Here is a 12,893-nt window from a genome sequence, read left to right on the forward strand (position 1 = left end):
GCGGCGGCGCCTTCATGGCAACGCAGGCAGGGATTTTTCCATGACCAACCATACGCCGGTTTTCACCTCGTCATCCGCGACGGGCAGCTTCACCGAATTCGCCAATCTCAACGATTCAACCACGCTGCACACGCTTTCGGGAACGATGAGTTTCAAGGACAGCGACAAGACCGACACCCATATGACGACCGCGACGCTGCATTCCGCGGTGGTGTCGGGCGGAACGGTTGTTCCTGCCGCCTCGCTTGCGCATTTCCAGGCCGCGATGCAATCGCAGATCCTGAGCGATTCAAACGGCAACGGTCAGCTCAAATGGAGTTTTAGCGACCAGGACCAGGATTTCGATTTCCTCGCCAAGAACCAGACGCTGGTCCTGACCTACGACGTCAAGGTCGCCGACAACCACGGCGGCTTCGCGATCCAGACCGTCAAGATCACGGTCACTGGCACCGACGACAAGCCTGTCATCAACATGACGACGGCGGCGACCGTCACCGAGCAGACCAACCAGACACTGTCGCTCTCACCCGACACGGTTCACGTCGCGCTCAACTTCACCGACGACGACCTCGCCAACACCGGCCACACCGCGACCGTGATCGGCGTATCCGCCTCCGGCGCCACCGCAGGGCTCCTGCCGGGACCGTTCGGCGATGCCGAGCTGATGTCGTTCTTCCACGTCGACAACGTCGTCAAGACGTCGGGCTGCTCGACCGGCACCATCAACACCACCTTCTCCGCGCCCGATCTCGCCTTCGACTATCTTGCGGCGGGGCAGCACCTCGACGTCACCTACACGGTGCAGCTCGACGATCACGCCGGCGGCGTTTCGACCCAGACAGTCACGGTCACCGTGGTCGGCACCAATGACAAGCCGGTGTACCTGTCGTGCCCGGAATCAGCCGCGCTCGTCGAGGATCAGAATGTCAGCCCGACCGGCAATCTCACCGCGCATGACAGCCTGTTCTTCACCGACATCGATCTCGCCGATGCGCACACCGTCTCGACGACGGTCACCGCGACCCGCTCGGGCGGCGGCGCAATACCCCTCACCAACGCACAATTGCTGGCTGCGTTCGGCACCGCGCTGCAGGATTCGACCGGCCATCTGATCGGTGAGATCGACTGGAATTTCGCGCTGGCCAACTCCTCGACCAATTTCCTCAACGGCGGCGAGACGCTCAAGCTTGTCTATCACGTTGCAGTCGACGACGGTCACGGCGGCTCCACCACCCAGGACGTCACCATCACCATCCTCGGCGTCAATCATCCCGTTGTGATCACGAGCGGCGCGGAAGCCTCCACCGTCGTCGAGCAGGACGCGACCACGGGCTCTTCTGCGCCTGACACGACACCGACAACGCCTGCGGGCACGCTCGCCTTCACCGACCAGGACACCAGCGATACGCATTCGGTGACGGTCACACTGGATACGAGCTCCGGGCCGACGCCGCCGGCGGCGACGCAGGCCGATCTTGCCGCGGCGCTGACCACGGTGCTGCACGATTCCACGGGCACCGGCACCGGCAGCATCGACTGGAATTTTGCGATTCCCGACAAGGACCTCGATTACCTCGCCGCCAACGAGACGCTGACGGTGAACTACAACGTCAAGATCGCCGACGGCTCGACCAACTCGACGCAGACGGTCTCCGTCGTCATCACCGGCGCCAATGACGCGGTGGCGATGACCGGCGGACCAGGATCAGCCTCACTGTCAGAGCAGGCCGGTGTGACCGGGTCGAACTCGATGGACACGACGAGCCCGCTGCCGACGGGGTCGCTGAGCTTTGCTGACGTCGATCTGTCGGACGTCCACTCGGTGAGCGTCGTGCTGAACTCCGCGGTGTGGTCGTTCGACCCGAGCTTCGTGCCGTCGGATACGCTGGCGGACCTCCAGAATGCACTCACCACGGCGCTGCACGATTCGACTGGAGCGGGTGTGGGCAGCATCGACTGGACCTTCTCCATCCGGGACGGCGACCTCGACTTCCTCAGCCTCGGCGAGACGCTTACCGTGCAATATGACGTCATCGTCGCCGACGGAAGCACGACCTCGACCCAGACGGTGACTGTCACGATCAACGGCGCCTCGGATCCGCTGCTGGTGGCCCCAGTCACGGTGGAGACGTCCGACACCGCAGTGGCCGACACCGGCACCGTGCTCGCCAGCGGCGCGATCTCCGATGTGAGCCATCCGATCGACCTGTCGACGCCGCGCAGCATCTCGGAGGTGAACGGCAGTGCCGCCAATGTCGGCGTGATGGTCGCCGGCGCCCATGGCTCGCTGCTGCTCAATTCCGACGGCAGCTACGCCTATTATGCCGACTCCTCAGTCGATCCTCTCCAGGCCGGCGATCATGTCAGCGACGTCTTCAACTACACCGTCGATGACGGTCAGGGCCATCAGTCCGCCACGACGCTGACCTTCAATATCGCGGGGGTCAACGATTTCCCTGTCATCACGTCGGCCAATGTGAGCGGATCGGTGACCGAGGACGCGGGCCCCGCCTCGATCGTCAACGGCGATTTCGAAGCCGGAAATCTTACGGGCTGGACCACTGTCGGGTCGCATATTCACGTCGCGCAGTATGAGCTTGGCGGCAGCTTCGGTCATTATTCGGTACAACTTGCACCGACCAGCGGCACAGAGACGCTGTCGCAGGCCATCGCGACCACGCCCGGCCAGCACTACTTCCTCAGCTTCGACCTCATCGGCGATCCTGAGCAGGCCAACACGCCGTTCTCGGTGACCTGGGACGGCGTCACGCTGATGTCGACCGGCATCACGCCGGGCATTCATCACTATGCGTTCGACGTGACCGGCGATCCCGTGCTGTCCTCCTCGACGCTGCAATTTGCCTACGACGACTCCACGGACGGCATGATCCTCGATTCCGTGAACGTCAGTCCGGCGACCGGGCCTGCGACCGAGTCCATCGACGGCTCGTTCTCGTTCTCCGACGCCGAGACCACCGATACGCATACGGTCAGCTACGCGCCCGCCAGCAGCGGTTACGTCGGTACGTTCTCGCTCGATCCGGTCAGCGAGTCCGGCGGGTCCGGTACGGTCGGCTGGCACTTCGCGGTCAACAATGCCGACATCCAGTTCCTGGCGCAGGGGCAAACGCTGACCCAGGATTATTTCGTCACGGTCGACGACGGTCATGGCGGCACGGTTATTCAGGATGTCACCGTCACCGTCGACGGTACCAACGATGCGCCAACCGCGGTGAGCGAGACCGTGGTCACGGATGCCGGTGCCGGCGGCTCGTTCGCCATTCCGGCCTGGGCTCTGGCGCTGAACGACACCGATCCCGACACCACGGATCAGGTCTCGCTCGGCAGCGTCACGTCGAGCTCAGGCGGCAGCGCCGGCGCCGCCTTCGGATTTGCCTTCTTCACCGACGACGCAACGGCTGGTGGCTCGTTCAACTACACGGCCTCCGACGGGATGACGTACTCGTCCAATACGGCGACCGCGACCGTCATCAACAACGCTGCGAGCGCCTTGGTGCTGAACGGGACCAGCGGCGACGATATCCTCGTCGCCACCAACGGGACCGAGGCGATGAACGGAGGCGGCGGCAACGACGTCCTGATCGGGACGCCGGCCGGCCATGTCATGACCGGTGGCGGCGGCAACGACACCTTTGCCTTCCTGCAACCGCCGACTGCGCCCGGCCAGATCATGGACTTCAACAACACCACCGAGCATGACCGCATCGCCATCTCCGCGAGCAGTTTTGGCGGCGGCCTGACGGCGGGGATGGACGTAAGCTCGACATTCGAGACCTCCGCCGACAACAGCTTCTCCGGTGCGGCCGAATTCCACTTCGATACCGGCAGCCAGACGCTCTATTTCAGCGCGGATGGCACGCAAGGCTCGGCTGTCGCGGTGGTGGCCGTCCAGGCCGGCGCGGTGATCAATCCGCACGACATCCTGCTGGTGTAGCCGACCGGCGCACCTGTGTTGCGAAAAGGCGCGGGCTCCGCAAGGGGCCCGCGCTTTTTTGCGGGGCGGCCGTGCTTGCAATCGGTCTCATTCCAAAGTCATAAGCGGTGCGACGCCGGCCCGGCTTGAACTGACCGGCGTTCGCCCGCACAATGCAGTCCGCCCGACATCGCGAATTGCCAATCCAAACAAGAACATAGGGAAGATGCGCGTGAGACATGGAATGAAGGCCGCAATGACGCTGGCGGCCGTGCTTTGCGGGACGCCGGCTTTTGCCGGCTGGGAGCCGACAAAACCCGTCGAGATCGTGGTGGCGGCGGGCGCGGGCGGCGCCTCCGACCAGATGGCGCGGATGATGCAGGCCGCGATCCAGAAGAACAATCTGATGAAGCAGCCGATCGTCGTCTCGCTGAAGGGCGGCGCCTCGGGCGCGGAAGCGCTGATGTACATGAAGTCCAGCGAAGGCGACCCGAACAAGGTGCTGATCGCCTATTCGCTGATCTACATGCTGCCGCTGTCGGCGAAGATCCCGTTCAACTGGCGCGAATTGACCCCCGTCTCGGTGATCGCGCTCGACCAGTTCGTGCTGTGGGACAACAGCGCCGGCCCCAAGACGGTGAAGGAATTCGTGGCGGCTGCGAAGGCGTCGGGCTCGCCGTTCAAGATGGGCGGCACCGGCTCCAAGCGCGAGGACCATGTGCTGACCGTGTTCCTGGAGCAGAAGACCGGCGCGAAATTTTCCTATCTGCCCTACAAGTCCGGCGGCGAGGCCGCGACCCAGCTGGTCGGCAACCACACCGAATCCAACGTCAACAACCCGAGTGAAAACCTCGAGGTCTGGCGCGCCGGCCAGGTGCGTCCGCTCTGCGTGTTCGACAAGGAGCGCATCTCCTACACCAGCAAGGTGACGGATACGCAGTCATGGGCCGATATCCCGACCTGCAAGGAGGAGGGCGTCGACGTCCAGTATCTGATGCTGCGCGCGATGTTCCTGCCCGGCAAGGTCACGGCCGAGCAGCAGTCGTTCTATGTCGAGCTGTTCCACAAGGTGACGCAGACCTCGGAATACAAGGACTACATGGAAAAGCAGGCGTTGAAGCCGATCTTCCTCACCGGCAAGGACATGGTGCAATTCCTCGAGGAGGACGATGCCATCAACAAGTCGCTGATGACGGAAGCCGGTTTCGTCGCGAAGTAGCCGTCTCTCTTCTCCCTCGCCCCGTTCTTACGGGGAGAGGGTGGGGTGAGAGGCTCTCTCCACGAGTCGAGCCCGTGGAAAGAGCCCCTCACCCGGCGCTTCGCGCCGACCTCTCCCCGTAAGAACGGGGCGAGGTGAACAATTCCCAGCCTTGCATCAGAGCTCATGTCCCAAACCGATCTTGAAATCGTCGTCGACGATCCGACCGCGCCTGAAGACGACTCTCCCTCCGTCGTCTCTTCCGGCACAGTCGAGATATTCGTCTGCCTCCTGCTGCTCGCGCTGGCCATCACGCTCGGCTACGACAACTGGCGTACCGGCGCGTCCTGGGATGCGACCGGGCCCGAGCCCGGCTATTTCCCGTTCTATCTCTCCGTCATCCTCGGTGGCGGCAGCCTCTACGGGCTGATCATGGCACTGTTGGCACGCCGTGCGGCGTCCGAAAGCTTCGTCACGCGCGCGCAGGCGCGCCGTGTGATGGCGGTCTTCGTGCCGACGCTGCTGTTCTGCCTCCTCACGCAGTTCCTCGGCCTTTATGTCGCGAGCTTCCTCTTGATCGCGGGCTTCATGCGCCTGGTCGGCAAGATCGCACTGTGGAAGTCGCTGCTCACCGCCTTCCTGTTCACGGCGATCATGTTCGTCACCTTCGACATCGCCTTCGACGTCATCATGCCGAAAGGGCCGCTCGAAGCGGCCTTCGGCCACTAGGGCGGGCCCGCGATGGAAGCTCTCGGTCTCCTGCTTCACGGCTTCGCTGTCCTGCTGACGTGGAAGACGCTCCTGCTGATGATGGTCGGGCTGGTGCTCGGCATCTTCGTCGGCGTGCTGCCGGGTCTCGGCGGCCCCAACGGCGTTGCGATCCTGCTGCCGCTGACCTTCACGATGGATCCGACCTCCGCGATCGTGATGCTGTCGTGCATCTACTGGGGCGCGCTGTTCGGCGGCGCGATCACCTCGATCCTGTTCAACATTCCCGGCGAAGCCTGGTCGGTCGCGACCACGTTCGACGGCTATCCGATGGCCCAGCAGGGCAGGGCGGCGGAGGCGTTGACCGCAGCGTTCACGTCCTCCTTCATCGGTTCGCTGGTCGCCGTGCTCCTGATCACCTTCCTCGCGCCGATGATCTCGTCCTTTGCGTTGAAGTTCGGCCCGCCGGAGTTCTTCGCGGTGTATCTGCTGACCTTCTGCTCCTTTGTCGGTCTCGGGCGCGAGGCCAAGCACAAGACGGTCATCTCGATGTCGCTGGGGCTGCTGCTGGCCGGCATCGGCATGGACACGGTGTCGGGCAATCTGCGCATGACCTTCGGCTCGTCCGAGCTGCTGCGCGGCATCAACTTCCTGGTCGCCGTGATCGGCCTGTTCGGCATCAGCGAGATTCTGCTGACGATGGAGGAGCGGCTGGCGCTGCGCGGCCATGCGGCGAGCATTTCGCTCCGCGTCGTGCTCAGTGTCTGGAAGGATCTGCCGAAATATTGGGTGACGCTGCTGCGCTCCTCTTTCATCGGCTGCTGGCTCGGCATCACCCCGGGCGGCGCGATTGCGGCGTCCTTCATGGGCTACAACCTCGCCAAGCGCTTTTCCAAGGACCCCGAGAGTTTTGGCAAGGGCCGCATCGAGGGCGTGTTTGCCCCCGAGACGGCGGCGCATGCGTCCGGCACTGCGGCACTGCTGCCGATGCTGGCGCTCGGCATTCCCGGCTCCGGCACCGCGGCGATCCTGCTCGGTGGCCTGATGGTGTGGGGGCTCAATCCCGGCCCGCTGCTGTTTGTCGAGCATAAGGACTTCGTCTGGGGCCTGATCGCCTCGATGTATCTCGGCAATGTCGTCGGCCTCGTGCTGGTGCTGACGACGGTGCCGATCTTCGCCTCGATCCTGCGCGTGCCGTTCGCGGCGGTCGCGCCGATGATCGTGGTGTCCTGCGCGATCGGCGCCTATGCGATCCAGAACGCGATGTTCGACATCTGGCTGATGCTGGGCTTCGGCATCGTCGGCTACGTCTTCAAGAAGATCGGCATTCCCCTGGCGCCGTTTACGCTTGCCCTCGTGCTCGGCAATCGCGCCGAGGACGCCTTCCGCCTGTCGATGATCGGCTCCGGCGGGACCCTGAAGGTGTTCTGGTCGAACGGACTGGTCGGGTCGATCACGACCCTGGCGATCGTGCTGCTATTTTGGCCGGTCATCGATGGGCTGTTTGCCCGTGTCGGATGGACGCACCGGGCCAAGCCGGCTCCGCGCTAGGGCGATGGGATAATATTGTTTGAAATCAGCCGCATAGTGCGGTGGTGGTGTTCCGGTTCCGGTACCACCTCAGCTCGATTGTTTCCGGATGTTGCTGGCGCGGCACAGCCCTTGGGCACCGGTGTGCGTATATTTTGATCACAAAATCGTGCGGAGGGGAAACGCCATGAAGCGGATTGTGATTGGAATGGCGGCGGCGATGTCGCTGTTTGCGACGGGCGCACTGGCTGCGGATCTGGCGGCAAGGCCCTATGTCAAGGCACCGCTCATGGTCGATCCGGTCTGGAGCTGGACCGGCTTCTACGTCGGCGGCAATGGCGGCTACAGCTGGGGCCGCTCGCGCACCGACGTCTCCTATTTCAATCCGGTAACCGGCCTTGGGATCGTGCCTCCGGCCGGCTCCATCACCAATGCCTCGTTCGACATGAATGGCGGCATCGCTGGTGGCCAGGCCGGCTACAACTGGCAGAGCGCCAACTGGGTGTTCGGCATCGAGGGCGACCTGCAATGGTCGGGTGAGAAGGGCAGCGCCGGCTATAGCTGCGTGGGTACAGCGGTGCCTGCTGGCGGCGTCTGTCTTCCCGGCCTGACCTTCCTTCCCGCCGGCGGCCTTGCTGGTACCACGCTGACGATCGACCAGAAGCTCCAGTGGTTCGGCACGGTCCGCGGCCGCGTCGGCATCCTGGCGACCCCGAAGGTGCTGTTCTACGGCACCGGCGGTCTGGCGTTCGGCGAGATCAAGACCACGGGCACGATGACCGGCTTCAACGGCCTCGGTGCTCCGATCGCCTCGGTCGGCTCGACTTCGACGACGCGCGCCGGCTGGACCGTGGGCGCGGGTGTCGAAGGCAAGATCATGCAGAACTGGAGCGCCAAGCTCGAATATCTCTACATGGATCTCGGACGCTTCTCGTCCGGTCCGTTCACGCTGTCGCCGGCGCTTCCGATCAGCGCCAACGTGTCGTCGCGCTTCACCGACCACATCCTGCGCGCCGGCATCAACTACCAGTTCACCAGCGGTCCGGTGGTCGCGAGATACTGAGATCAACAAAGGCGTCAACAAGAAGCAAAGCCCGGCCTCGCGCCGGGCTTTGTCGTTCTTGAACGCCGTTCCGAGATCGTTCGCGTTGGACGCGCATGGTTTGCGCGCATAGGCACGTGCTTGTCTCCTTCGAACGGCTGACGTTCGAACGCAGGACGCGAAGCCGGAAACTCTTTCCTAGTGTCGCCGCACTGAATCGCCCGCGCCTTGCGAGCGGGCGAACAGGCAACGCCGTTTGTCGAGGGAAGAACTGATGACACGAACTCTGCTGGTTGCGGCTGCGATCGGAATGCTGCTCGCTACCCCTGCCTATGCTGCCGATCTGGCGGTGCCGCACATCTATACCAAGGCGCCGCCGGTGGCGGTCGATCCCGGCTACAATTGGAGCGGCTTCTATGCCGGTCTGAATATCGGCTACGGCTGGGGCCGTTCGGCCATGACAGCGGATTTCATCGACAGCAGGGGCGGCGCGCTGATCGGCTCGAGCGCAGGCAAATTCGATCTCAACGGCGTCACCGGCGGCGGACAGATCGGCTACAACTGGCAGCGCGAGATGTTCGTGGTCGGCCTCGAGGCCGATTTCCAGGGCAGCGGCCAGAAGGGCAATTTCGGCGCGCTGTGCGCCGGCGCGCCGGCAGGTCTGCAGGACGGCATCTGCACGCCGGGCCATCGCGGCGACAACACGTTCGATCCCGCGCTGCCGGTGACGTTCAATCTCACCCAGAAGCTCGACTGGTTCGGCACCGTACGCGGCCGGCTCGGCGTCGCGGTGACGCCGCGCGTGCTGTTCTACGGCACCGGCGGTCTCGCCTATGGCCGTGTCTCCACCTCGGGCAGCGTGAGCGCGATCAATGTCGGCGGCTTCCCCGGCGCCGACGGCGGCACGTTCACGCCGGTTGCGGCAAGCTTCAGCAGCAGCACGACCAAGCTCGGCTGGAGCGCAGGCGCCGGCATCGAAGGCGCCTTCGCCGATAATTGGAGCGCCAGGCTCGAATATCTCTATGTCGATCTCGGGACCGTCTCGGGCTCGCTCGCGACGCCCGTGATCACGCTCAGCGGCGCGCCGCTGGTCGTTGGCTATCGCTCGCACATCACCGACAACATCCTGCGTTTCGGTGTGAACTACCGCTTCAGTGGCACCTGACGGCGATACGAGCCAGTCGAGTCAAAAAGCCCGGTGCGAGCACCGGGCTTTTTCGTTGTTGAGGGCGTCAGGTGAGGTGCTCACACCACCTTGGCGTTCCGGAGCGAGGCGATCTCGTCGGCGCCGAAGCCGAACTCCTTCAGAACCTCGTCGGTCTGCTCGCCGAATTCCGGCGGCCGCGCCACCATCTTGCTCGGCGTGCGCGACAGCGTCACAGGCTGGCCGACCAGGCGGATGTGACGGTCCTCGTCGTTCGGCACGTCCTGCGCGATGCCGAGATGCCTGACCTGCGCATCATCGAACATCTGGTCGATCGCATAGATTGGCCCGCAGGGTACGCCGGCGTCGTTGAACTCGCGCACCCAGGTCTCGGTCGACTTTGTCACCGTGCGCTTCTCGATCTCCGCGTTGAGCGCGTCGCGGTTCTTGGAGCGGCTAGGGGCGGTCGCATAATCGGGGTGGCTGTACAGCTCCGGCGCGCCGATCGCCTGCGCGCAGCGCTCCCAGATCCGCCCGCCCGTGGTGGCGATGTTGATGTAGCCGTCGGACGTCTTGAACACGCCGGTCGGGATGCTGGTCGGATGGTTGTTGCCCGCCTGCTTGGCGACCTCCTTCTCCATCAGCCAGCGGGCTGCCTGGAAGTCGAGCATGAAGATCTGGGCCTGGAGCAGCGAGGTCTGGACCCACTGGCCCTTCCCGGAAACTTCGCGCTCGAGCAGCGCGGTGAGGATGCCCATGGCGCAAAACAGGCCCGCGGTGAGGTCGGCGACGGGAATGCCGACCCGCATCGGGCCTTCGCCCGGCGCCCCCGTGATCGACATCAGTCCGCCCATGCCCTGAGCGATCTGATCGAAGCCCGGCCGCTTGTGGTAGGGGCCGTCCTGGCCGAAGCCGGAGATGCTGCCATAGACGATGCGCGGGTTGATCTTGGCGAGGCTGTCATAGTCGATGCCGAGCTTGTTCTTCACGTCGGGCCGGAAATTCTCGACCACGACGTCGGCCTTGGCGGCGAGGCGCTTGAACACGGCGAGCCCGCGCTCGTCCTTCAGGTTCAGCGTCATCGCCCGCTTGTTGCGGTGCAAATTCTGGAAGTCCGAGCCGCGCCGCGGCCCGCCCGGCTGCTCGCCGCCGGCATCCTCCATGAGGGCGTCGATCTTGATGACGGTGGCGCCCCAGTCCGCGAGCTGCCGCACGCAGGTGGGCCCTGACCGGACACGGGTCAGATCGAGCACGGTGAAGCGCGACAGGGCTTCGGAGGCATGCAGAAAGGGCATCTTGAGAGGCTCCGGGACAGATTGCGGCCTACCATAGTGCCGAAAGAGCATGCGGCAAGCCGGCGCCGGCGCGGATGCCGCCTGTCGAAATGCAAGGCCTGAGTGGGGCTGGCCGGGCGTGGTTTGCCTGACGCGCCTTGCTGCGTTGCGTCAACGGGATCAGCGCGACAGGCGCTTCAGCTCGGCGCGCGCCTGCTCGGCCAGCGGGTCATCGCCATGGCGCGCAATGAAGAGCTCGAACGCCTCCGGCGTTCCCTTCCGGCGCGCGACCTCATATTCCTCGGTGACCGCGGCCGAGGGATCGCGGGCCATTGGCATGGAGGGCGCGCGCCCCGTCTTGTTACCTTCTTTGGCGCTGTCGTCCGCCCTGGCTTTTCCGACCATGACAGGCTGTTCTCCGATGGGCAGATGGTCCAGCCCGGCGAGTCCCGCCAGGGCCCCGATCAGACCGGCTGCATATGGCCTCAGTTTCATCATCTTTCTTTAGAAATCGCCCCCTAAAGTGGAACCTGCACCCTGTCTCGGCCCGTATGATTACGGGATTTGATGGCTAGTATAGCGTTACGGAAGGGGTTTCTGCGCGGCTGCCAAATTTAAACCAAACGTATCACTCTCAAGCTAGAATCGCTTGCCCGCGCCCCGAATCGCGCAAATTGCGTTGCCCCGGAGAGTCCCTTGGCCACGTCCGTTACCGTTAGTGCCACCAACAACGCCGACATTGACGGTTTGCTGTCGGGCTACAAATGGACCGGCGCGATTACCTACAGCTTTCCAGACGCGTCCAGCGACTACGCCAGTTCCTATAGCGGCGGCAGCGGCGAGCCGACCACCTCGGGCTTTGCCTCGGCGCCGACCCAGATGCAGGCGGCGATCAACTACGCGATTGGGCTGATCCTCGGCTACACCAACGCCAGCATCACGTATGCGGGCACGAACGGCGCCGACATCATGATCGCGCAGTCGCCCGCGGCCAATCCGACCTCCTACGCCTACTACCCCGGCAATTATGCGGCCGGCGGCGATATCTGGTTCGGGACCCATTACGATTATACGCAGGCCAAGCTCGGAAATTACTATTTCACGACCGCGCTGCACGAGCTCGGTCACGCCCTCGGCCTCAAGCACAGCCAGGAGACCGGTGGCCCCGCCAATGTCGCGGTGCCGAGCGCGCATGACGACAGCGAATTCACCGTCATGAGCTATCGCAGCTATGTCGGCGCCTCGACCTCGACCGGCTACACCAACGAAGCCTACGGATATCCGCAGACCTATATGGCCAACGATATCCTCGCGTTCCAGACGCTGTATGGCGCAAACTACACCACACAGAGCGGCAACACGGTCTACACCTGGAGCCCGACGACGGGCCAGGAGTTCATCAATGGCGTCGGGCAGCTTGCGCCGGGCGGCGGCGCGGGCGGCTCGGCCAACCGCATCTACGAGACAGTGTGGGACGGCGGCGGCGTCGATACCTACGATCTGTCGAACTACACGACGAATCTCAGCATCAATCTCAATCCCGGCGCTTCGTCGGTGTTCTCCTCAGTGCAACTGGCCAATCTCGGCGACGGCCATTACGCCTCGGGTAACATCTACAACGCCTATCTCTACAACGGCGACGCGCGCTCCTACATCGACAATGCCATAGGCGGCTCCGGCAACGACACCATCCTCGGCAACGCCATCGCCAATGCGCTGAATGGCGGCTCCGGCGACGATACGATCACCGGCGGCGGCGGCAACGACACCATCATCGGCGGCTCCGGCACCGACACCGCGGTGTATTCGGGCAACCGGTCGAACTACGGCATCACCTACAATTCGAGCACGCAGACGTTCACGTTCGCGGATCTGCGCTCGGGTTCGCCCGACGGCACCGATACCATCACGGGCGTTGAGAATTTCCAGTTTGCCGACGGTGCGGTGATGAGTGCGTCGCTCGTGAGCCTTCTCAATCCTACGGTGATCGAGTCCGCGGGTTCGACCAGCTTGGTCCAAGCTGGTTCGAACTTCTACCTCGACAGCATCAGCACCGGGACCGG

9 protein-coding genes are annotated in these 12,893 nt (G+C 64.0%); 7 read left to right on the forward strand and 2 right to left on the reverse strand.

Translation table 11 applies throughout. The features are described from left to right. Positions 1–40: 40 nt before the first annotated feature. The 6 genes from AC1RR3_RS09730 to AC1RR3_RS09755 all read left to right on the forward strand — a co-directional run bounded on the left by AC1RR3_RS09730 (position 41) and on the right by AC1RR3_RS09755 (position 9,577). Positions 41–3,955: a beta strand repeat-containing protein gene (locus AC1RR3_RS09730; protein ID WP_492821800.1), complete on the forward strand. Its 3,915-nt coding sequence runs from the start codon at positions 41–43 to the stop codon at positions 3,953–3,955. Between the two features lie 223 nt (positions 3,956–4,178). Continuing rightward, positions 4,179–5,153: a Bug family tripartite tricarboxylate transporter substrate binding protein gene (locus tag AC1RR3_RS09735; RefSeq protein ID WP_492821802.1), complete on the forward strand. Its 975-nt coding sequence runs from the start codon at positions 4,179–4,181 to the stop codon at positions 5,151–5,153. A gap of 165 nt (positions 5,154–5,318) precedes the next feature. Next, the gene (locus AC1RR3_RS09740) at positions 5,319–5,861 is read left to right on the forward strand and encodes a tripartite tricarboxylate transporter TctB family protein (protein ID WP_492821804.1); all 543 of its coding nucleotides are present in this window, start codon (positions 5,319–5,321) and stop codon (positions 5,859–5,861) included. Positions 5,862–5,873: 12 nt separating this feature from the next. Beyond that, positions 5,874–7,391, forward strand: coding sequence for a tripartite tricarboxylate transporter permease (locus AC1RR3_RS09745; RefSeq protein ID WP_492821806.1), 1,518 nt, complete (start codon positions 5,874–5,876; stop codon positions 7,389–7,391). A gap of 166 nt (positions 7,392–7,557) precedes the next feature. Beyond that, complete coding sequence (locus AC1RR3_RS09750) at positions 7,558–8,433, forward strand: outer membrane protein (protein ID WP_492821808.1); 876 nt, start codon at positions 7,558–7,560, stop codon at positions 8,431–8,433. Between the two features lie 253 nt (positions 8,434–8,686). Beyond that, entirely contained in the window at positions 8,687–9,577 is an 891-nt protein-coding gene (locus tag AC1RR3_RS09755; RefSeq protein ID WP_492821810.1) for an outer membrane protein, read from the forward strand. A gap of 80 nt (positions 9,578–9,657) precedes the next feature. Here the strand turns inward: AC1RR3_RS09755 and AC1RR3_RS09760 are convergent, their stop codons facing one another. Both AC1RR3_RS09760 and AC1RR3_RS09765 read right to left on the reverse strand, forming a co-directional pair. After that, positions 9,658–10,851: a CaiB/BaiF CoA transferase family protein gene (locus tag AC1RR3_RS09760; protein ID WP_492821812.1), complete on the reverse strand. Its 1,194-nt coding sequence runs from the start codon at positions 10,849–10,851 to the stop codon at positions 9,658–9,660. Between the two features lie 159 nt (positions 10,852–11,010). Next, positions 11,011–11,325 carry a hypothetical protein gene (locus tag AC1RR3_RS09765; protein WP_492821814.1) on the reverse strand — a complete coding sequence of 105 codons (315 nt, stop codon included), beginning with the start codon at positions 11,323–11,325 and terminating at the stop codon, positions 11,011–11,013. Between the two features lie 201 nt (positions 11,326–11,526). On the opposite strand from AC1RR3_RS09765, the gene AC1RR3_RS09770 reads away from it, so the two are divergent. Next, positions 11,527–12,893: M10 family metallopeptidase (locus tag AC1RR3_RS09770; RefSeq protein ID WP_492821816.1), on the forward strand; the 1,367-nt coding region annotated here is incomplete at its 3' end.

This window comes from Bradyrhizobium sp. GW821-FHT13H05, from assembly GCF_058804065.1.